Below are 20825 nucleotides of genomic sequence, written 5' to 3' on the forward strand. Positions count from 1 at the left end.
GTGAACGCATCGATTTTGCTGAACAGATCGAAGAAAGGCCCACAACGAGAGTTTATAGATGAATCGTATTGACCGCCTGACTGCTATCCTTTTGCTCTTACAAACAGGCAAACGCAGCGCCGCAGAGATTGCCCAGCATTTTGAGGTGTCCCGGCGCACCATTCAGCGAGATATCGACGCTCTCTGCGAAATGGGCATTCCCATCGCCGCCGACCTGGGTGTCACTGGCGGCTATAGCTTACCACCGGATTATACCCTGCCCCCACTCGCTTTGACCTTGCATGAAGCTCTCTTGTTGCGCCTGGCACTGAGCAGTCTCTCTCAACTCAGCGCGACTCCCTTCAAACAGGAGCGCGAATCGCTGCTCGCCAAAATCCAGATCTTGCTGCCCCAACGCGAGAGCGAGCATCTTGAAGAGCTCACCAACACACTTTCTCTCAACGTCCCCTCTCTGCCCTATCCGACTCCGTTTCTCGATCAGCTTCTGGAAAGTGCACGCGAGCAACAGTGGGTCTGCGTAACCTATCGCTCCGAAAAAGGTGTCTCGCAACAAACGATCCTGCCGACCTACCTGCGTACCCACGAAGGTCTCTGGTACTGCGATGCCTACTCCCATGAGCGCCAGGCATGGCGCATCTACCGCGTTGACCGTTTTCTAGACGTGAAAACCGCCCCATCGCCTCCACCACCATTGGAACACCCTATCCCAATCCCCACCCGTGAACATCCTTCATTTCCTGAGGTACGTGTCCACCTGACAGCCCGTGGCGTTCTTCGCTTGGAACACAATGCTTATCTGGGTCCCCGCTTAAAACGTCAGGACAATGGCGAAGGATTGCTTAGTTTGCACTGGCAACCAGAGGAGTACGATTGGCTTATGCGAGTCTTATTGAGCCTGGGCACCGACGCCGAAATACTTGCTCCAGAAGAGTTGCGCACTCGTGTGAAGCTCGAGGCTCAAAAAATTGCTCGTCGCCACGCGGAATTATGACATAAGGTTGTCGCCATTCTCTTACTATACTCTCCAATAGATGATAAGTGATGAAAACATTACTGAGGAGGAAGAGAATGCACAACGATCAGCGCGATTTTGAGCAATTCATAGGAAATACAACGAAGACAACACACGCGTTAGTGCTCGGCGGAGGGGAGTAGTAGGAATTGCCTGGGAGACCGGGCTGCTAGTGGGACTGGCAGAAGCCGGGATAGATATTCGCAATGCCGACTTGTTTGTGGGAACTTCGGCAGGTGCCAACGTGTCAGCACAGATTACCAGTGGCCTTGCACTGGATGAACTCTTCCAGCGGCAGGTTGATCCAGCGTTACAGGCTCACGAACTGGCATCGCAGCCAGACTTTGAGAAGATGCTCGCTGAATTTACACGCGCTTTCAAAGAAGGAGGAACCGGTTCAGAGATTCTGCAACGCATCGGCGCTCTGGCATTAGCAGTTCCTACAGCGCTAGAGGCCCAACGCCGGGAGGTAATTGTCTCACGGTTGCCGGTGCATAGCTGGCCCAAAAGCCGGTTAGAGATCGTGGCTGTTGATGCGTTCAGCGGCGAACGAACCATTTTCAAAAGGGATTCTGGGGTTGAGCTGGTTGACGCGGTAATGGCTAGCTCCGCGTTACCCTATGCATGCCCTCCTGCTACAATCTATCAGCGTCGCTATATCGATGGCGGGTGCTACTCGATAGCAAATCTGGACCTGGCAGTTGGTTTCGACAAGGTCCTGGTACTCCAGCCCGACCTACCTCCATTTCCTTACCTGGAAAGCCTGGATGAGCAAATAGAGCGTTTGCAGCGTGAGGGAGTGCAGATAGAGGTGATCACGCCCGATGAGGCAATGAAGGCTGCCCTGGCCTCCGTTGGAGGCAACGCGCTCGATCCCTCCCTGCGAGGAATCGCCGCCGATTTGGGACGAGAGCAGGGCAGGCACGAGGCGGCTCGCGTGGCTGCTCTGTGGCAATAAATTGCAATCAAGTGAAAGTCGCATCGGGATGCTAACCTATCAGGCAATCGCTGATTAACGAACCAAAAAGAAAAAGCCTCGAACAGAATTTGTTTGGGGCTTTTTCTTTTTATCAAACCTGCGAGCAGGCCCTTCCCTATTACCAGATGAACTAAATAAACCGGTGAAACCCTTGCGGGAAACATTGTAAAATGAAACCTCAAAAAGAACAAGCAAAGAGGTGTGCCATAGCCCGACCAAGTGAAGTCTACGTGCGAGACTTGAAACCAGAAGAACAGCAGGCCTTGCAGGAACTCTATCATTGCACTCTAGATGCCACGGCCAAAACGCGGTGCCAGATCCTGCTGCTGTCGGCCAGGCCCATGAGTGTGCCGCAGATTGCACAGGTGACTTTCTATAGCGAAGACACAGTGGCTTGATGCATCCATGAATTTAACCAGCGTGGGCTCGATGCCTTGCTGCCTAAGCCGACGGGGGGCAGGCTCCCAAAAGTCACAGCAACGTATCTCAAGCGGCTGCTCTCGCTCATCGAGCAAGATCCCAGAACACTGGACTGCCCTTTCTCGAATTGGACAGCTCCACTATTGGCAGAGTACTTGGCAGAGCAAACGGGGATTGAGGTGGATGAAAGCCGCATTCGTCACTATCTGCATGCGCATGGCTATGGGCTGAGCCGACGGGTCTTGACGGTTTCCAGTCCCGATCCAGAATACAAAAGCAAACGCCTGCGGATCGAAGAGTTGCAATGGCAGGCGCAGGCCGGAGAGATCGATCTGTACTATGAGGATGAGATCGATCTGGCTCTCTTGCCGACCATCACGCGCTGTTGGTGCAAGCGTGGACAGCAGCGTAAAATTCAGACTCCTCGCCAGAACCAGAAGCGCTATGGGGCTGGGCTGATCCATTGGGTCAGTGGCAAGTTGTATTGGGCAACCAGCGATCATAAAGACAATGCGTTGTTCCGCTCGGTGCTCACCCAGATCCTTGAGCCAGCCGAGACAGAGATGGTGCGCAAGAAGTATGTGATCGTTGATAATTATCGCATTCATTTTGCCAAACCCGTTCTTGCTCTTCTGGCCGCTCATTCTGAGCAGATTGAACTGGTGACGCTTCCAACATATTCGCCTCAACTCAACCCGGTTGAGCGGTTCTGGAAGCATTTGCGCCGCAAGGTCACTCATAACACTCGATGCAGCCGATCGGTGATGCCGACCAGGTTTGCCATCGCCGATCGGCTGCATGATTGATGATTCTCGTTTTAATCTACATGCAAGACAGCTTTACCCGTAAATTGCCGTTCCATCAAGTGTTGCGCAAGCTCATTCACTTCAGTCCAGGAGGCCTCTATCTCAATTCCCGTCTGCAATTGCCGATCGGCCACCATTTGCGCAAACCAGGCCAGCTCTTCGGGGATAGCGCCACGGGCGAACTCCGCGTACATATTCAGCCCGCGAATGGTAGATCCTCCGGTGCCGATTAAATGCATAAGATTAGTGATCATCTCTGGAGATGCCGCTGCGCCCACTACAACACAGGTTGCCCCTGGTGCCAGGAGAGGGAGCACGCTGGTAAACGTTTTCCCACCGACCAGTTCTACAATCAAATGGTAAGGACCATAGGCGCTCGCTGCCGAGAGATCGTCCCCACAGCCACTTCATCTGCACCCGCCTCGCGCACCAATCCTGCGTTGCGAGCATTACGCGTAACACCCAGACGCCATACCGATTGTTGTGTAAAGCCCAACCTGTTCAAAGATGGGCATTTGAGATGATACTACAGGCATAGGGTGTCCTTTGAAGACACAGAACTCATTTCCAGAAAAGGAGAAGACTATGCCTGTATCCAAGAAAAAGCCTACCACATCGACGTCGGAAGGTTCAACTCGGCAATCCTCATCACCGACGCTGCCAGAGCAGGACGAGTTTCGTCAGCATCTGCGCCACTTGGCCGTAAGCGCGGTCCAAGTGTTGATTGAACAGGTAATGCGTGAAGAGTTAGAGCAGTGTATTGGAGCCTCGTGGGGAGAAGTTACTCCAGAGCGTCGTGGCTATCGCAATGGCTCCGGTCAGTACAGAACTCGCGGGGATCTTCAAACAGGAGAAGAAAGAGGATGCGCTGCTCAATTTGGCCGCCTTCAAAAGCAAATATCAGAAGCGCTATCCCGAAGCCATCCGCAGCCTCTACGAGGATGAAGAACATCTCCTGACGTTTTATACGTTTCCACCAGTGATGCACCGCTATATTCGGAGTACCAACGCCATTGAAAGCTTCTTTAGCAATGTTCGCCAGCGAACCGATCAAATTGATGCCTTCAGCACAGAAACCAGTTGTCTGACCATCGTCTGGGCGGTCATGCAGGATATACACTTGCCCAGGATACCTGTCTCGTAAGCGAGGCTTTGGATCGAGGTCCGTGCCAAACAACCAGCCTCCATTGCTGGGCCAGGGAGAGCTTGTTTGGACGCATGATCCTGTGTAACACGAGCACACGTTCAAGAGATTTTTCTGCTCATCTCTGGCCCTTGAGTACGAATAGACCTTATTGCTTGATTTCCCCGTATCCCAACGCTGCCTCATTATATGCCCAGACATCCAGCTCCGGCGACTGAATGCCGAGCTGGGTGAGGGCTGTGCAGATCTGGGTGCGGTGGTCGATGCCGTGATCAACGAACTGGATGACCGTGACCAGGAGCGGCGCCCTGTAGGTGCCTTCGTCCAGGAGCTGGATTACCTGGAGTTGTTCCGGCGTGACCTGCTCGGTGAAGGCGATCATGGCCTCGCTGGAGCGACGGGCGCGCTCGCGCAGTTCGGCGAAGGAGCGCGGGGCTTCCTCATCCTCGCGCAGAGTCGGCGTGGTTGGGAAGCCACCCACCGATCTGGCCGCATAGCCTTCCTCAGCGCCCAGCATATGCTTGAGGGTGACGCGGATGCTGCCATAGGTGCCAGGGAAAACGGCATCGAGCTGGGCATCAGTAAGCTGTTCGCAGGTGTCGAGCAGACGCAGGTTGGCCCAGAGGTTGTATTTGAAGAAGTCAGAAAGTCCGGTTGCCATGAGTATACTTTACCTTTCAGTGTTGAATTACTACTTTCATCTCACAACGACATAATCGCGCATCAGTAGCATGTGAGTGATGGCGATCTGCGCGATTTTACATCTGTATTTCCAGCATGAGTAGGATGAAGTTAGTACACCACTGGCGTCATGGTCGGACAATCCCCCTTTGCGATGATGTCATCGGCACTTATTATAGCTTGACAAGAGGCGATTGTCAAAGCTTCAGTGCTGTCCAATCTTTTTGACTATCTTCAAAATCGATGCCAGTTAAGAGGACATCTAACCAGCAAATACCTCCCGCACATCTTTCCTCGCTTGTTCCCCACTGATCTTTACACAACAATCGGCATGGCACCCAAAATGTTAAGCAATGAGAAACTTCTGAGCGCGCTTCAGGGCTGGCATTTGCCAGAAGTGCTTGTGGTGCAACGTCTCTCTGGCGGCTTCACCAGTGAAGTCTGGAAGGTTCATCTATAACTTGCTAGAAGGGGATTTTGAGATCCTGGTGGTCAATGCGCACCATCTCAAAACCGTCCCAGGGCGCAAAACGGATGTGAAGGACTCCGAGTGGATCGCCGATCTCTTGCAGCATGGATTGCTCAAAGCCAGCTTTATTCCTTCCGTTCCACAGTGGGAGTTGCGGGAGCTGACACGTTACCGCACGCGTTTGATGGAAGAGCGAGCACGAGAGGTGAACCGTCTTCAGAAAACGCTGGAGGATACGAACCTGAAATGAGGAGATGTCGTCTCCGATGTCATGGGGAAAGCATCGCAATTCATCCTCCAGGCAATCGTAGAGGGGGAGACTGATCCACAGCGGCTGGCGTCATTTGCAGTGGGACGGGTTCGCGCCAGCCAGCAGGAGTTGGAAAGCGCCTTGACTGGGAAGATAACGACCCATCATCGTTTCATGCTCGGTGAGCATCTGAAGCAGATTGAGACGCTCAACGCCGCTATTGGGCGGGTGAGCCAGGAAATTGCTCGTCGTTTTACTCCCCTGATGATCCTGCAGAAGAAGGAGCAACTGATCAACCAGCATCGGTGAAGCCACAGGGATCTGCACAGGAAGAAGCGAGTCGATTACCCTCCTCGAAGGAGATGAGTTGGCAGAAAGCTGCTCAACTCATTGATGAGATTATCGGGATCAGCGAAGAGGCAGCGCAAGGCATCCTGGCCGAAATTGGGATCGAGATGGGCCAATTTCCCTCCGCCCAACACCTAGCATCTTGGGCGGGCGTTTGTCCGGGGAATCACGAAAGTGCAGGCAAACGCTTGAGTGGCAAAACTCGCAAAGGCAATCCCTGGTTACGTCGGCTTCTCGTCCAGGCTGCCCGTGCTGCTGGCCGTAGCAAGAATACCTATCTGGCTGCTCAATATCATCGCATCGCGAGCCGACGTGGGGCAAAGAAAGCTGCTTTGGCCGTCGCCCATAGTATTCTCGTGATCATCTACCATATCCTGCGCGATCAGAGCAGCTATCAGGATTTAGGCGGCAATTATTTCGATGAGCGAGGCCGACAAGCTGTTCAGGAACGCCTAGTCAAGCGACTTGAACGCATGGGGTATCAGGTCGAACTGCAACCCATGGCTCAGGCCAGTTGATTTCCGCTCACAGGCAGTGGGCCGGAGGACTTTTTCAGAAGAGTGGGGAGAGTGATTAACAGTGGGTAGGTTGGGAGAGTAACACTTGGAGGTTTTTTTGTGTTCCTGGGTAGGGTCAAGCCTAACAAATAGGTAGTTTGCATATTATCGTAAACAGTCAGGCAGACAGCGGTGACGCAAGAACATCTTGGTTGATGTGGGAGAAAGCAAATGTATTGAGATGAAGACAGCGGTCATTTGCCTGAATTCTTGGCAGCGTTGCCAGATAAAATGCCGATGGTTTTAGCGGCTGCAAGCAGACAGGCCGTGCCGCATAACTTGGCGAAACATCGCTGGAGAATAAAATCAAGCATCACATCAGTTTGCGCCTTTACGTTTCTCGTTATCGCGCCAAATTATCTGACAAGGCAAACCTTCAACTAAAGCAAGCGCACGCGCATCCCCAGGCATATGACCTAGCCGCGCGTCGCCAACTTCAACGGATCAGCGAGCACCTCATCGGCCTGTTTGATGCACAACTATGACACAGGCAGGGTAGTGGGAAGAGGCGCTCCCACTACCCTGCCTGTGTCGCTCAACTGCTTGCGCAGAATCCTCTGGCAAGCGATTAGTACTGCCATGCCTTTATCTTCTGGTAAGCAGCATCCGTTGGATCTCCAATGCCACGCGCGGCCAGGGCTACAGTGCCATTATCGGGTAGCGTAACCTCGTTGACGGTCAGTACAGGCTGCAAGTTCACATAGAATGTGACAGTAGTATCGCTAATATTGATCGCGATTAAGTTGGAGACCTTCGTTCCAGTTCCGGTATTGATCGCGCTATCTTTCCCCTTGCCATTCGTGAATGGCTTCCCGTTCATACCAATCTCGTACTCTCCGGTTTGAGTGATATAGAAGTAGCAGTACGAATCTTTCGTTCCGAATTGCATCCCACTACTATCACCTATCAGGATAAATGCCTGCACCTGTAGTAATAAGTGAGTTCCACGTTCGAGCGTTCCCACCGGTCCTGATGAATGGCATAACTGTACCGTGCCACTCTTGCTCGCTTTGGCGTGATAGAAGTTATCACTCTTACCAAAGAAGCAGGGAAGATTCTGCTGAGATGGAGAATCGGAGCCATCGTCGGTCGCGGAGTTCTCCCATTGTCCCGAATTGGACTTATTTAACAGGTCGTTAAAGACAAGGCTCACGTTTTCAGGAGCTGCGTTCGTATGGTAGAGAGCAGGGATAGTCTGCGAGTCCGCCGCCGCCTGTACCGACTGTAAGTATGTAGCGGTCGCCGTAGCCTGGGCGTTCTTGCTCGTGGTTGCGGTGCCATTAACATTTGCCTGAGCAGTGGCTGTCATGCCCTTGTTGGTTTCCATTATCGCATCGATATTGCTGGTGCCATTTAAATAAATGGCCTCCTTGAGCTGACCCGAAAGCACACAGTTGCTCAAGATGATAATGAGCGCCAGCACGATACCAACAACGACCAACCCTGGCCGAAATTGTTTGGCGAGATAGCGTGGGATGTCCTGCGGCCCTTCCACCTCTACATAATCCTCGAATGTCCTGAGGATGCGTATCATGTGCTCAATCCTAGTCACCTGCTCCGACAACCCAGCCATGTCTGCGCTGGCATTGGCAGGAGTCGTGCTGGAATTGGTGGATCGCGCCTGTAGAGCTTTAATATCATGAGAGAGGCGCTGTAATTCTTCCAGCACAGGCTGATTATTGCCCGGCTGGATGCCAGGGGGATCAGGACGAAGCGCCAGCGTCACCACCAGCGCCCCGCGTGGGCCGCTCGACTGCGATGGCTTTCCGGCATCCTCGATTTGCAAGATCTGTCCCGCATGCGAATTTGGCGGCACGTTGACCATTACCTGGCGCTTACCAGCCAGCGTCACTGGTAAGCTCGTGCCGGATTGTGCCTCTGCTCGGCTGATGCCAAGCAAGATGTAGAGGTTCTCCCCGCGCTTTCCCCGCTCCGCCACGTGAGCGAACTCTTCGGCGAACTCAATAATTGACGTGTATCGCGCCTGGGGGTCAGGCGCGAGTGCCCGTTGCAGTACTTCACTGGCCCCGGCTGAAAGCCTGGAGGCCTGCACGTCAGCGGCAAACAACGCGGTGTAGCTCTGCCCATTCGGCCTCATAAATGTAGAAGGATGTCCTGTGAGGAGTTCGTAGGCCATGGCTGCGAGCGCATATTGATCGCTAGCCGCTACTGGTCGTCCCGCTAACTGTTCTGGTGCCATCGCCGTTTGGTCACGAGAAGGAGTGGCCAAACGAGCTACACTAAAATCCGCTAGCTCCAGGTACGGCAAACGCTCATTATCGCTTTTACGTCGTACCAGGAAGTTTGTCTGCTTGATACCAAGGTGGAGCACATTGCGTTCGTGCGCGTATTGCAAGCTCTGCGCGGCCTGGTGTATGAGTTGTTGTACATCCTGCAACTCTAACTGCGCCGGGGGGCTATTCCTTCTCTGCCAGTAGTCATGAAGCCATCCATCAAGCGAGCGCTCCGCTATCAGTGGCATGACGACATAGACATAATCGTGCTCACGATCAATCTGCTCGCCTGCCGTGACCCCGAAATCAAGAACCGGAAGAATATGGGGGTAATCCAGTGTGACAATCCTCTCCATAATCTTTCCGAACTGTTGGATGCGTTGTTGCCTATCCGTTGGCCCCTGGTCCAGACGCATAAGCTTGAACGCGACAGGCCGTGCCGTGCGGACATCAACAGCCTGGTAGACCGATTTCGTCTCTCCACGGTTGATGAAGTGCAGCAAGCGATAACGGTCAATAATTGGTTGATTGACTAAGTCCTGCGTCGATTTACCAATCATAAGCCTTACCCATAGAACTATTCTGATATTCCATCATCAGCTAATTAAAAAGAGTCCGAGGAAATACTCTCTGTCCCTCTATCCCCACTTCCACTACCCCTTGCTTGAGACATATAAACCTTAGTATACCAAGCTTGATCCGGCCCGAAAAGGGATAAATAGGTACAATTCTCAAACCATTGCCATTTCGGCCCGGCTTTTGCATCACTCCGCTTTATAAAATGGCATATTTCGTGCTTTACACGAAAAACAGAACGCTTCTTTAGATGTCGTTAGAAGTTGTTCATGGTTTGAAGGAGAGGTACTTTTGGCTATCCATCATCGTTTCAATCCTCACTTGCCGCTCTCAACCATCATCGAAACCGTGTTGTACAACGAAGAAGATGCCCCTTCGCACATGAGAGTGTGACGGACCGGGTGGTTTACATACTTTCGTGCCTGCACACTCAAAATTCGTGTCATTTGCCCGAATTCTTGGCTCATACGCAGGTTCGATGATGCTCGCTCATCCTGAGTTGGTATGAAAAACGTGCCTTTGCTTCTGGAGTCGATCAGCGCCTTCTCAACTGAAGAGATTGTCTCCACTCTCATCGAACCTGCGTATGAGTCTCCGCAGTACGCCAGGCGGCCTGAAAGGCCTTCCACTCTGCTTGTCGACCAATGAGCCGCGCCGTCGTCGCCCTGCCTGCCGAAGGAACGCTCGTGCTCGTCTGTGAAAGCGATTCTGCATGCATGAGTGATATCAAATCCGTTTAGGTAGTGCATAATAAAAGTATGACAAAAAGAGTGACAGTTCAGACGGATCTGACAACCGAAGAGCTTCATGATCGCTACCGAAGCGCAACCAATCCCGTCGAGCGAACGCACTGGCATATCCTGTGGCTGATGAAGGAGGGCCACGCGCCAGATGAAATTGCATCCATGCTTGGCTATACAGCCAGGTGGGTTCGTACTATTGTCCGGTGCTGGAAGAAGGCCGGTGAGCAAGGAATTCGGGACCAGAGGCTCACACTACCAGGAGCCCCTTGTCTGCTCAGCGCTGAGCAACAGAAGGAACTGGATCAAGTTTTAGATCAGCCACCTGCTGATGGTGGCCTGTGGAGCGGGCCGAAAGTGGCGGTCTGGATGGCTGAGCGCCTCGGACGACCTGTGGACCCTCGGCGGGGCTGGGATTACTTGCAGCGGCTGGGCAGAAGTACGCGTGTGCCACGTCCGCAGCATGAGCGGAGCGACCAAGCCGCGCAGCAAGCTTTTAAAAAAACTTCCAGAAGAGGTCGAGAAGCTGCATCAGGCGTATCCAGAGGCGAAAATTGAGCTGTGGAGCCAGGATGAACACCGCCTCGGTCTCAAACCGATCCTGCGCCGCGTCTGGGTTCGCAAGGGGGCCAGAGTGGGGGCTGTGGTTCGACCTCGCTATCAATGGTTGTATCTCTATGGGTTTGTGGAGCCGCAGAGTGGAAAGACCAGTTGGTTGCTTATGCCTATGGTCAATACAGCGGCTTTTCCCCTCGCTCTCTCCGCTTCCGCCCAAGAACAAGGGGTGGGCCCCAACAAACACCTACTCCTGCTCCTAGATCAAGCTGGCTGGCACAAGAGTGCCGATCTCGTGCTTCCTGAAGGGCTGCACCTGCTGTTCTTGCCATCTCATTCACCAGAACTGCAACCGGCAGAACGCTTGTGGCCCCTCTCAAACAAACCGCTCGCCAACCGGGTCTTGGCGTCGCTTGACGAGCTGGAGCAGTTGCAGGTCGAGCGCTGTCGCTGGTTACAAGCTCATCCTGAAGCGAGACGGGGGCGAACCTCCTTCCATTGGTGGCCTTCTTTGGATACTACTTAAACGGATTTGATATGACTCGTAAAGGGTTCGTGTTGCCTCACCTGGCTCGGTGCCTAACTCACGATCGAGAATTTTGGCGCAGGCATGATAGGTGCGTAGCGCCGCCCGGTCTCCGCGCAAGGCGTGTAAGCGCATGCTTTGACGATAGGTCCCCTACAGAATTCTCCCAGGAGGGAGAGAGCAGAGTAGACGATGCTTGTGGAACTACAACTCATATACTAATTGGTGTCGAGCAGAGGACTTGTTGACAGCCAGGGAATCTGCGAGACTGGAAACACCAGTGGGAGAGCCATCGTTACAACATGCGGCCTCGACAGTCTCTCGCAGAGAGTGACCGCCTCCTACAGACGGCTCCCCGCCTGCCAGAGCGAGAAAGGTCGATTGGGCTTGGTGCAGCCGCGTGTTCTCCCGTGAGAAACGCCGGACTGCCGATGCAACGTGAGTTCACGGTTGCTCTGCGTGGGAGGGTATCCCACTAGCCTACAAGGAACACGAACGGGACAGAGACTGGTCGAGAAGAAAGCAGTTGTTTCTCAGAGTATTGCAACAATTGTTTCAATATCACAGTATTGACGAAGCAACACCTTTTAGCAAGAGCTCCAAGGTGGAAGCAAGACCCCGATGAGTCTCTTGAGAGATCGTTGCAGAGGGAAAAAATAACTCCATGTGTCGTAGGAGGAGCCGTCAATCTTCTGTAGTTCTTCTGTATGATGATCATATTGCACCTCCCTCACTGTTCCACGCGCAAAGCATTCTAGACGCATGAATACCGCCTGCTGCTTCTTGTGTCAAAGCAATAAGTATATTTTGAGCCTTGAAAACATATATGTGTTTGGTGCTATTTTTTGCCGCGCGGATGAACGGAGGGGAGGGTGAGCGAAAGATGAGAAAAGACAAAAAAACTGATGAAGTGGGAAGGAAGTCTCTTTACCGTAAACGAGCCAGAAAGCCGCTGCGCTTTAGCTGGGGAGCTCTCAGAAATGTCCTGATGGTGAGTACCGTTGAGGAGAAAAAACAGAGGAGAGATGAGTAGTGTCAAGCTCATCCCTCCTCTGTAGCGAAAGAGTGTCTTTTTGCTTCTAGCGAAGCGTGGCTGGAACTGATGCCGGATGGGCCGTGCTACTGGTATGATCACTGCTGGCAGCATGTGTGCTGTTCGCGAGCGTCAACCCACTGCCGATGGTATACATCGCCTCGTTGAAAGTACTGCCAGAGGGAGCCGTCGCGACAGCAAAGATGGGGAAGGCTTTCCCGTTGGCAAACGAGGTGGAGATGTAGTCACCCACCATGCGCCCCTGGCTCGTATTGGCGATCCAGGAAAGGCTGATCGGGGTAGTTGTCAGGGTCGTCTTTGCGGACCAGGTGCTCCCACCATTAGTTGAGGAGACAAAGCCTACCTGAAGCTGGCAGGTGCTCGCACAGTAGTAGAAGGCAAGCCCAAGATGTGCAGAACTGCCAGAGGTCGTTTTGTCTACGGCCAGGCCTGGAATGATGTGGTCAAGACCGCTACCAACGGCATCAATAGGGATACGGGTCACCGCAGACCAGCTGGTGCCATTGGTCGAGGTGCTCAGCACCAGGTCGTTGGCACTGCATCCTGACTCAAAGCGGCAATCTTGCCAGACCACATAGACCTTTCCTGAGCCATCAATCTCAGCGGTGGGGAGAGCCTCGGTGCGCAGACCAGAGACACCGTGATCACTCACCGAAGAAACGATGACCGCGCTGGTCCAACTCGTCCCACCATTGGTGGAAGTGAATGCCGCAATGTTATTTGACGAGCTCAGGTAGGGGACAATCACGGTTCCACTGGGCTGCACCAGGGGTTGACCTCCTAACCCATGGTTGCTTCCGGCAGTGGCCTTGGCCGTTCCCCAGGTGAGACCACCATTGGTCGAGGTGCTCATCTGAAGCAAATTGCTGGAACTGGTTCTATCCCACTCGGTATAGCAGTGTCCATAGTAGGGGCTGCTACTGGTGTTATCGCACACGATCCAGTTCTTATCAAGCGAACCGCTCGCAACAGTGATGGGATTGGACCAGGTATGACCTCCATCGGTTGAACGGCTCGTGACCACTACTTCAGTATTGGAACTGGTAATGCCCAGGCTCGAAATCAGCCAGGCCGTGTGAGCAGTATCATAGGCGACGCTGGCGTCACTGATGGCGGTAAAGGACCCGGCGGGAGAAGCAAAGGTGGTCGTTCCCGGCAGGAAGCCGTGTGTCCAGGTGGTTCCGTCATCATTGGAGGTAGCCCAGCCTATATTGGAGCTTCCACCTCCATAAATACGTCCAACCTGGAAGGCCGAGACAATCGTTGAACCAAAGGAAAAGCTATCTGGTTCAACCTGTGTCTGGTGCTGGCTACTGGAATTGGTGTAGGGATCGGAACTGAGTTGAACGAGGGTGGTGGCTGCGCTGGCATGCTGTGGAAAGGCGAGCGCGAGCAAACAGACAAGTAGAAGCGAGAAGGGAACGAGTGAGCGTCCATGCCCACGACGAAACGCATCCATGCAAAGTCCTCCTGAAAATACAACATAACATTAGAAGAGGAGCCGCGTATGAAGATACATGGAAAACAATGTACAAAAATCATTGATAGAGATCTAGCACATCCCCTAAGAAAAAAGGTAACATAAGAAGAGAAGAAAGTCAATGTAAGCCGTGAAAATGCACGGAAGAACTGATGGTATATTCAGTATCGCGGACCTTGAGTGACGATTTATTGGCATATTGAAAGGAAATCTACCTGTATTTATTCTCAACTCAAAAGCTGTTCGTCATGTGAAGCGATGATCAATTGTCCAATCTTGTTTTCTCTAGTTTTGATGCAAAAGACGCGTTGCCTTCTATTTTCGGATCACTTTCTCCATATAGGCATTGATCAAAGCTTTTTTCTCAGGTTGTAACGTTGCTTTATACGGTCGGATAACACTGGCAAGGGTTTGCGCCTGCAGCGCATCACGCCAGGCTTTATTCGCTTTCAGCATAGCCATATGAATATCGCAGGGGATATCAAACTCGCCCTGGGAACAGGGGATGGGACTGCGCTGGCGGATCTCTGTACAGCGGAAAATGGGCTCTTTCCCTTCAATAGCGTCAACAATATCCAACAGGGTCAACTCCTCCGGCTTTTTCAACAGATAGACACCGCCCTTCGGACCTGGCACCGAGCCAATAATCCCCGCATTCTTTAATGCTTGTAAATGCTTGGCGAGATAGGTTTCCGAGACCCCATGGTATTCCGCCAGCACCTTTGTAGGAAGCACCGCCCCTTCAGGCAGGTCCGCCAGCATCGAAGCGCAATGGATCCCCCACTCAACCCCTTCACTTAACTTCATGAAGAGGACCTCCTTTCCTTTGTCTTCATTATATCCCATATTCTTGACAAACTTTATCCTGGATCATACGCTATTCTCGTTAGTAAATCCAGGGTAAAAAATATCCTGGATAGAAAAGGAGAGAGGAATGAAAGCTATTGGCATTCTGTCTGAAAAGATTGGTGGTCCCGAGCTTTTGGAAGTGGTAGAGATTGTGAAACCGGTACCCGCTGCCGGGGAAGTGCTCTTGAGAGTGAAAGCTGCGGCTTTAACACCGGATGAACTCACATAGCCGGAAACATGGTACAACCATGGGGAGAGCGCCCAGCCACGATCACGCCCTATTATCCCAGGCCACGAGGTTTCGGGGCTTGTTGAAGCAGTTGGTGAGGGAGTGACAGCGTTTCAAGGAGGCGATGAAGTCTATGGGCTTCCTCGCTTTGATCGCGATGGTGTCTGGGCTGAATATGCCATTGTCACTCCCGATCGGATTGCCCGACGCCCCCGATCAGTCAGTCATGACGAGAGTGCAGCTCTCGACCTCTCGGCGCTCACCGCCTGGCAGGCACTCTCAGAATAGAAGGAAAGGACTACTATACTCCCTCCAAGTCTATGCATGTAGGTTAAAGTCATCTTGATGGAGGTAGGTGTTCCCAACCTCAGCTTGACTTTGTATATTTCCAACTCAATAGCAGACAGCCCAAGACCAGCGCTCCAGCGTAGCGCGAGGGACTAAAACCACACTCTGATCAGTCGGGGATGTGCAAAAAGTCTCCTGATGTCACAGATGCCGCCTGACGGCAGCAAGCACATCCCGGAAGGTGGCAGTCTGTTTGTGATACCAGGCGGCTTGAGCGACAGGGATCTGCCCATCAGGATGCAGGGCCCACGAGTTGCGCAACGAGGCGCTTCAGCTCCTTCCTCAAAGACGCCGGGGTGGTATACTCCTGAGTAAGAAGGAGAGAGAATGCCATCGAGCAAGGAGAGAGCTATGACACACGCTTCTTACAATGATATCGCCCAGTGGTATGATCAGTTTCTGCGTGAGAGACCGATCTACACGGAAGTGATCCTACCGAACCTGCTCACGCTGGTCGGAGAGGTCGAAGGGGAAGTCATTTGTGATCTGGCTTGCGGGCAGGGCTGGATCGCGCGCGAATTGGCCCGACGCGGAGCGCAGGTCACCGGTCTCGACCTGGCACCCAACCTGCTCGCACTGGCCCAACGCTATGAAGAGCAGGAGCCACGAGGAATTGTGTATGTTCAAGGGAACGCGGAGCTGGCTGAGGGGCTGAGCGACTGTCAGTTTACCGGCTGCATCTGTGTGATGGCGCTGATCAATATTGCAGATCTTCAAGCCACCTTTCAGAGCATTCGACGGATTCTCAAACCAGGAGGCTGGTTGGTCTTTGCCATTCCTCACCCCTGCTTTGAGACCCCACACGCTCAGTGGACATCGTTGTCCGATCCTGAGCATCCGTTGGGCAGGATCGTCACCGGCTATTTTGACGAACGCCAATGGTTCTCATCGAACCCTGAAGGAGTCCGTAGCCGGGTTGGAGATTATCACCGTCTGCTCAGTACGTATCTCAACCATCTCGCCATCGCAGGTTTTGTACTTGAGCGCGTCCTCGAACCAGGCCCATCTGCCAAACAAGCTGAGCGAGTGCCGGGCAACCGCGAAGTCCCCACGCTTCTGCTGATCCGTGCTCATCTCTCAGACAGTCTTCAGGCCGAGAACGCGAGCTGTGGCTAAGGGTACTCCAAACAGGGTGATAGCCACAGTAGCAGCAGAGCATCCTCGAGTATTGCGGGCCAGCCGCTCAGCCCACGAGAGTCGAGCGTGGGCCCGCTGTGCACGGGAGACGAGGGGCACGGGCGTTTCTGGTTGAACCTGGAGGGGCTGTTCCAGATACACATTAACCCGTTGACCGTGCAAAAGCAGCATACATGCCCGCCGATGCTGCCTGCGGCCCCAGTCGCGCCAGAGCAGGGGCGCCGCCCCAACTTTGAGGAGAGCCGGGCTCACCTGGCGCGGCTTCACAGTGGTGCTGCCCTGCCACTGGCGCAGCGACTCGATGCCCAGGTGAGCCCGGCTCTCCACAAAAGTCACTTCCAGGCTCCAGCGCTTCATAAAGTCCTTGATGATCTCTTCTGCGGGCTGAGCCGGGTCCGTAGAAAAGATGGCTTTTGGGGGACGTTTGCCCTCTGGATCGAGTGTGAGGATCCAACGGATCGGCAAGGGGGCAAAGCCAGAGCGATACCACAGTGCCGTGCCCGTGCAGATCTCCAGCACGCGCTTTCCCTCGCCGTACCAGTCCACCGTCAGCTTCTGCCAGCAGATGTGCGGGTCCTGTAAAACGTGTTCCAGAGCCGCTTTGTGGGTCAAAATTGGATAATTAAATGGTTGGTAAGACAGGTAAAAGAGGTATGTTCAGCACTAAAAAAAGAAAGCATCCCGCTCTACTGGCCGTTTCAGCCGCCTGGGCACCCACCCATCGAATTGTCCAATTTTGGCCCACGAAGCAAAATTATTTACACTTAACGATCCATATATTGCTTGTGCGGCTCATTGTGTGCTGCCTCGAGAATCTTCTGGGCCACAGCTTCAGCACTATCGGGTTCTGGTCCGCCTTGTGGTGGGCGCAGCTGATTTGTCTTTGGAGTTGCTAAGCTATTTTTGCCGAAATTCGTTGCCGTTGCACGAGGCAACATCGTTGTTATGCGAATATTCTCTGAAGCTAACTCCTCTCGTGCAGTATCAGAGATCATATTAAGGGCAGCCTTTGTCGCGGCGTATGCACTAATGGCGGGCAGGTGCATTTTTGTAACAATCGAACTGACGTTGATGATCAGACCTCCGCCATTTTGACGCATCTTTGGGATTATAGCCTGCATCGCCTCTACAGGGCCAAGCACATTGAGCTCAAAAATCTGGCGAAACTGATCAATATCTACATCAGCCACGTTGCCAAGCACGGTTTGTCCTGCATTATTGATGAGAATATCAATTCGTCCATACTGCTGGAAAACGCTATCCACCAGAGCCTCAATCGCATCCTTGTTGCGCATATCAGTGGGAACCGCGATAGCCTCACGATGTTGCTCATGAAGCTCATTGACAATGGTAGTAAGGGTATCGGCAGAACGTGCCGCAAGTGCGACCTTTGCTCCGGCCTCCGCAAAGAGACGTGTGGTAGCCAGACCAATGCCTCCGGATGCACCTGTAATGATAACGACTTTATCCTGAATATCCATAAGAAGAAATCCCCTTTCTCTTGAATAAAAAGTTTGTCCGATAGGAGTTCGCTAAGCTATTAGCCTTGTAGGGCGAAGCCGCTAAGCCTCCCCCATATCCAAGACACCATCGCGGGACGTCTAACGCCTCGCCAAGGGCTCCGATAGCCTCGGAGGTTGTCCGCGACCGATTCGGTCAGAAATCGCGACTGCGCTTCTGAGAGCTTCACCTGGATTCAATTCGACCCAGTGGATTGAGACTCTCCATCAAAGCCATGCGCGCTGTGGGCCAGGCGGGGTCTTCGGGGTAGAGCGCGGTGCGCAGGTAGGCCCAGGTGAGCCGCTGGACCGCAGCCAGTCGCTCGGGGTTCTCGTCGGTCGTCTCAGCCGCGTCGTACCCAGCAACCCCGCCAAGCCCGTGTTCTGCCCCAAACAACGTAAGCAAGCACTTGGGGCCGGGACTCAGAAAGTACGGATCAGCATGCCAGTCCGCACCCCGGACCGTCAGATGGGGCGAGACGTCTTTATCGCCTGCGACCACGAGGGCTGGCGTCGTCATCTCAGCAAAGCTGGTGTCCAGGAAGAATGAATAATGCTCTGCCGCAAATGCGCTGAGATCAGCACCGCCCCTGCCAGGCGCGGCAAGCAGCACGCCCGCTTTGATCCGGGAATCGGCCATATCCACTTCCGTTCCGTCATTGGGATCGGTAAGCCGCGCGCCCAACAGCATACTTGTCGTATACCCGCCCAATGAATGCCCGGCTGCGGCAATCTGGCTTCGGTCCAGGCGCCCGCTGAGCTCCGGCACGGAAGTCTCGATAAGATCAAGCTGGTCGAGGATGCGCTTCATGTCCTCTACACGGGACCGCCAGAACAAGGGGCCTCCGGGAGCATCTCTGAGGCCGAGCACCCTTGAGTCCAGATGGGTAGGCTGGATCACGACGAAGCCGTGAGCAGCCCAGAAATTGGCAAGCGGGCCGTAGCCGTTCAACGAGGAAAGATACCACGAGTTTCCGTGGCCGTGCGAGAAGAGGATGATGGGGAGATCGCGCCCAGTCACAGGCGCGGAAACTCGCATCTGCAAATCCACAGCGCGCCCCGGAGCTGACAGCACCACCGGACTGACAGAAACGATAGGAGTAGGCGCACTCATGGCCATGGACATTCTCGCCATGTCTAATTCGTTCATAGAAGATCTTCCTTCCAGCTCTTTCGAGTATGGTATAATATTAACGGAACACTGCTCCGCTAATATTATACGGAATATAGTTCCGTTTTGTCAAGTGATTGTTTGAGGGAGAGAATAAAGCGATGACAACCAACGACGAGGGAGCGGGACAACCAGCCCGAAAGATTCGGGCCGACGCGCAGCGCAACGAGCAGGCGTTGCTCGCTGCCGCCGCCGCCGTGTTCGTCACGTCCGGTGTCGAGGCGCCGGTGCGTGACATCGCGGCTGCGGCTGGCGTCGGGATGGGGACGATTTACCGCCACTTCCCGACGCGAGCGGATCTCGTGGTGGCCGTGTACCGCCATCAGGTCGAGGCCTGCGCCGAGGCTGGTCCGGTCCTGCTGGCGAAGAGTGGTTCGCCGCACGCGGCCCTCGGTCAGTGGGTCAATCTCTTCGTTGATTTCTTGGTCACGAAGCATGGGCTTGCCGCAGTCCTGCAACCCGGCAGCGTCGGCTTCGACGCGCTGCATGCCTACTTCCTTGACCGCCTCGTGCCCGTGTGCGCTCAGTTGCTCGCCGCCGCCGCACAAGCCGGCGAGATCAGCGCCGATATTGATGCCTACGAACTGATGCGTGGCATCGGCAACCTCTGCGTTGGCGGAGACCTCGACCCGCGCTACGATGCCCGCCGCATGGTTAAGCTACTCATAGCGGGACTCCTCCAAGTACGCTCGGCCTGATGCTGCTGATCCAGAGAAGGGGCGCCGGCAGTACCTCGAGAAGGTTGGTCAACTTCGTGTCCATGTGGAAATTTCGTAGCTCATCTCACGGGATGTGCAACGTGTCAATCCCAGCATGAAATGGGTTCTTTTACGGCAAGTATCCTGGTGATCAAGCTCCTTCCGGTACGCTTGATCACCAGGATACTTGCCGTATGTTCATCAGAAGAATGTTGGGATTGACAACTGGAACTTGTCTACATCCCAAATATGCTTCAAACTTCCGTGCTTTTTTATCAGGGTGTGGCCACAATTCACAGAATGGCGATGGAAGAATCCAGGTGTGAAGCGGTTTCTCCAGATAGTGAAGGATCTGTGCTCACTCTTCGGGGCAAAAGTTTGCTCTCTTGGGCAAAAGCTGGTAAATTGGCTCAATGTTCGGGCAAAAATGAGCTTGGATGGCCTCCATGTCCGAGCTTTTACCCAAATTTTTCGTGCATGAAGGTTCGGACAAATTTCTATCGCCTAACGTTTTGCAGGAGTATAGACCATTTTTCAAGATAAAGATGCAATACAATTTTCCATCTACTGTTAAGCTCAGTCCGCTTGTGGAGGGGATAGTTGCTTGTCTGTCCGAAGATTCGGCCTAGTTTCCGACTATTGACCCTAATTTGTCCGAAGCTTCGCCCAATTTACCAGCACTATCTCAGTAGCAAGTGGTAATTTGCGCGAAGAGTGGGCACTTTTCAGCACGAAAGGTGGGATTTTGGCGCGAAGAGTGAGCAGCACAACCATTGATGGTCAGAGAAATCGCTCTGGAAGTCAATGATTGTGCGCTATTTCTGGAAATTCAAGCGGGCAATTGCGAGCGCATCATGCCTTCGTTTCCTGTCCACCCCAGGACGCCAGGGGAGAACGTCGTAGAATTCTACGGGTCGTTCCTGGGCCGACAACTCAGACGTTAGACCCTTGCTCACCCAGATACCTGTATAGATTGCTCCTGCAGCATCCAGGGATGGATATTTTAGGGCAAAACCGATCGAGGTTTCCCAGGGCATTTCGCAGATGGAACTCTACGTTCGTG

23 protein-coding genes and 1 pseudogene are annotated in these 20825 nt (G+C 53.5%); 14 read left to right on the forward strand and 10 right to left on the reverse strand.

Going from position 1 to position 20825, the window contains the following annotated elements; translation table 11 throughout:
- Positions 1-58: 58 nt before the first annotated feature.
- From JMJ16_RS52180 to JMJ16_RS52195, 4 genes are all read left to right on the forward strand, one after another.
- Entirely contained in the window at positions 59-991 is a 933-nt protein-coding gene (locus JMJ16_RS52180; protein ID WP_201394578.1) for a YafY family protein, read from the forward strand.
- 193 nt (positions 992-1184) lie between these two features.
- A complete protein-coding gene (locus tag JMJ16_RS52185; RefSeq protein WP_201394580.1) occupies positions 1185-1970 on the forward strand; it encodes a patatin-like phospholipase family protein in 786 nt (261 codons plus the stop codon).
- Between the two features lie 251 nt (positions 1971-2221).
- Positions 2222-2389, forward strand: a complete 168-nt coding sequence (locus tag JMJ16_RS52190; protein WP_201394582.1) for a helix-turn-helix domain-containing protein — start codon at positions 2222-2224, stop codon at positions 2387-2389.
- Between the two features lie 3 nt (positions 2390-2392).
- Positions 2393-3217, forward strand: a complete 825-nt coding sequence (locus tag JMJ16_RS52195; protein ID WP_255553354.1) for an IS630 family transposase — start codon at positions 2393-2395, stop codon at positions 3215-3217.
- Between the two features lie 11 nt (positions 3218-3228).
- Here the strand turns inward: JMJ16_RS52195 and JMJ16_RS52200 are convergent, their stop codons facing one another.
- Complete coding sequence (locus tag JMJ16_RS52200) at positions 3229-3573, reverse strand: zinc-binding dehydrogenase (protein ID WP_201394586.1); 345 nt, start codon at positions 3571-3573, stop codon at positions 3229-3231.
- Between the two features lie 404 nt (positions 3574-3977).
- On the opposite strand from JMJ16_RS52200, the gene JMJ16_RS52205 reads away from it, so the two are divergent.
- Positions 3978-4361, forward strand: a complete 384-nt coding sequence (locus JMJ16_RS52205) for a transposase (protein WP_236602189.1) — start codon at positions 3978-3980, stop codon at positions 4359-4361.
- Between the two features lie 148 nt (positions 4362-4509).
- Here JMJ16_RS52205 and JMJ16_RS52210 read toward each other — a convergent pair whose 3' ends face one another.
- Entirely contained in the window at positions 4510-5022 is a 513-nt protein-coding gene (locus JMJ16_RS52210; RefSeq protein WP_201394588.1) for a DinB family protein, read from the reverse strand.
- Between the two features lie 454 nt (positions 5023-5476).
- Here JMJ16_RS52210 and JMJ16_RS52215 point away from each other — a divergent pair, with 454 nt between their 5' ends.
- Genes JMJ16_RS52215 through JMJ16_RS52225 form a run of 3 tightly spaced genes read left to right on the forward strand, consistent with a single transcriptional unit; the run spans position 5477 to position 6627 of the window.
- Positions 5477-5761 carry a transposase gene (locus tag JMJ16_RS52215; RefSeq protein WP_201394590.1) on the forward strand — a complete coding sequence of 95 codons (285 nt, stop codon included), beginning with the start codon at positions 5477-5479 and terminating at the stop codon, positions 5759-5761.
- A 21-nt stretch (positions 5762-5782) separates the two neighbouring features.
- On the forward strand, positions 5783-6070 hold the full coding sequence (locus JMJ16_RS52220) for a hypothetical protein (protein WP_201394592.1): 288 nt from the start codon (positions 5783-5785) through the stop codon (positions 6068-6070).
- 53 nt (positions 6071-6123) lie between these two features.
- A complete protein-coding gene (locus JMJ16_RS52225) occupies positions 6124-6627 on the forward strand; it encodes a transposase (protein ID WP_201394594.1) in 504 nt (167 codons plus the stop codon).
- Between the two features lie 607 nt (positions 6628-7234).
- Here the strand turns inward: JMJ16_RS52225 and JMJ16_RS52230 are convergent.
- Positions 7235-9460, reverse strand: coding sequence for a serine/threonine-protein kinase (locus tag JMJ16_RS52230; protein ID WP_201394596.1), 2226 nt, complete (start codon positions 9458-9460; stop codon positions 7235-7237).
- A 786-nt stretch (positions 9461-10246) separates the two neighbouring features.
- Here JMJ16_RS52230 and JMJ16_RS52235 point away from each other — a divergent pair.
- Together JMJ16_RS52235 and JMJ16_RS52240 are read left to right on the forward strand one after the other, a co-directional pair.
- The gene (locus JMJ16_RS52235; RefSeq protein ID WP_236602191.1) at positions 10247-10774 is read left to right on the forward strand and encodes a winged helix-turn-helix domain-containing protein; all 528 of its coding nucleotides are present in this window, start codon (positions 10247-10249) and stop codon (positions 10772-10774) included.
- Positions 10680-11297: an IS630 family transposase gene (locus JMJ16_RS52240; RefSeq protein ID WP_201394600.1), complete on the forward strand. Its 618-nt coding sequence runs from the start codon at positions 10680-10682 to the stop codon at positions 11295-11297. The genes JMJ16_RS52235 and JMJ16_RS52240 overlap by 95 nt, the downstream gene beginning before the upstream one ends.
- Here JMJ16_RS52240 and JMJ16_RS57800 read toward each other — a convergent pair.
- From JMJ16_RS57800 to JMJ16_RS52260, 4 genes are all read right to left on the reverse strand, one after another.
- On the reverse strand, positions 11226-11432 hold the full coding sequence (locus JMJ16_RS57800) for a bacterial transcriptional activator domain-containing protein (RefSeq protein WP_201394602.1): 207 nt from the start codon (positions 11430-11432) through the stop codon (positions 11226-11228). The two genes, JMJ16_RS52240 and JMJ16_RS57800, sit on opposite strands and share 72 nt — an antisense overlap.
- A 703-nt stretch (positions 11433-12135) precedes the next feature.
- Positions 12136-12336: a hypothetical protein gene (locus tag JMJ16_RS52250; protein WP_201394604.1), complete on the reverse strand. Its 201-nt coding sequence runs from the start codon at positions 12334-12336 to the stop codon at positions 12136-12138.
- Between the two features lie 40 nt (positions 12337-12376).
- A complete protein-coding gene (locus JMJ16_RS52255; protein ID WP_201394605.1) occupies positions 12377-13810 on the reverse strand; it encodes a sialidase family protein in 1434 nt (477 codons plus the stop codon).
- A 336-nt stretch (positions 13811-14146) separates the two neighbouring features.
- Entirely contained in the window at positions 14147-14638 is a 492-nt protein-coding gene (locus tag JMJ16_RS52260; protein WP_201394607.1) for an Rrf2 family transcriptional regulator, read from the reverse strand.
- A 127-nt stretch (positions 14639-14765) separates the two neighbouring features.
- On the opposite strand from JMJ16_RS52260, the gene JMJ16_RS52265 reads away from it, so the two are divergent.
- From JMJ16_RS52265 to JMJ16_RS52275, 3 genes and pseudogenes are all read left to right on the forward strand, one after another.
- Complete coding sequence (locus JMJ16_RS52265) at positions 14766-14909, forward strand: hypothetical protein (protein ID WP_201394609.1); 144 nt, start codon at positions 14766-14768, stop codon at positions 14907-14909.
- 39 nt (positions 14910-14948) lie between these two features.
- Positions 14949-15197, forward strand: a pseudogene (locus JMJ16_RS52270) (alcohol dehydrogenase catalytic domain-containing protein); the annotation flags it as partial.
- Between the two features lie 411 nt (positions 15198-15608).
- A complete protein-coding gene (locus JMJ16_RS52275; protein ID WP_201394611.1) occupies positions 15609-16373 on the forward strand; it encodes a class I SAM-dependent methyltransferase in 765 nt (254 codons plus the stop codon).
- On the opposite strand, the gene JMJ16_RS52280 is transcribed toward JMJ16_RS52275, so the two are convergent.
- The 3 genes from JMJ16_RS52280 to JMJ16_RS52290 form a co-directional block, all read right to left on the reverse strand.
- Positions 16335-16940 carry a hypothetical protein gene (locus JMJ16_RS52280; protein WP_236602194.1) on the reverse strand — a complete coding sequence of 202 codons (606 nt, stop codon included), beginning with the start codon at positions 16938-16940 and terminating at the stop codon, positions 16335-16337. The genes JMJ16_RS52275 and JMJ16_RS52280 overlap by 39 nt on opposite strands.
- A gap of 218 nt (positions 16941-17158) precedes the next feature.
- Entirely contained in the window at positions 17159-17875 is a 717-nt protein-coding gene (locus JMJ16_RS52285) for an SDR family oxidoreductase (RefSeq protein ID WP_201394615.1), read from the reverse strand.
- A gap of 205 nt (positions 17876-18080) precedes the next feature.
- Positions 18081-19013 (reverse strand): alpha/beta hydrolase family protein, encoded by a 933-nt coding sequence (locus JMJ16_RS52290; protein WP_374229200.1) that lies wholly within the window; start codon positions 19011-19013, stop codon positions 18081-18083.
- Positions 19014-19165: 152 nt separating this feature from the next.
- Between JMJ16_RS52290 and JMJ16_RS52295 the strand changes: the two genes are divergently transcribed.
- Positions 19166-19762 (forward strand): TetR/AcrR family transcriptional regulator, encoded by a 597-nt coding sequence (locus JMJ16_RS52295; protein WP_201394619.1) that lies wholly within the window; start codon positions 19166-19168, stop codon positions 19760-19762.
- Positions 19763-20825: the final 1063 nt, after the last annotated feature.

It is taken from the genome of Ktedonobacter sp. SOSP1-52, from assembly GCF_016587395.1.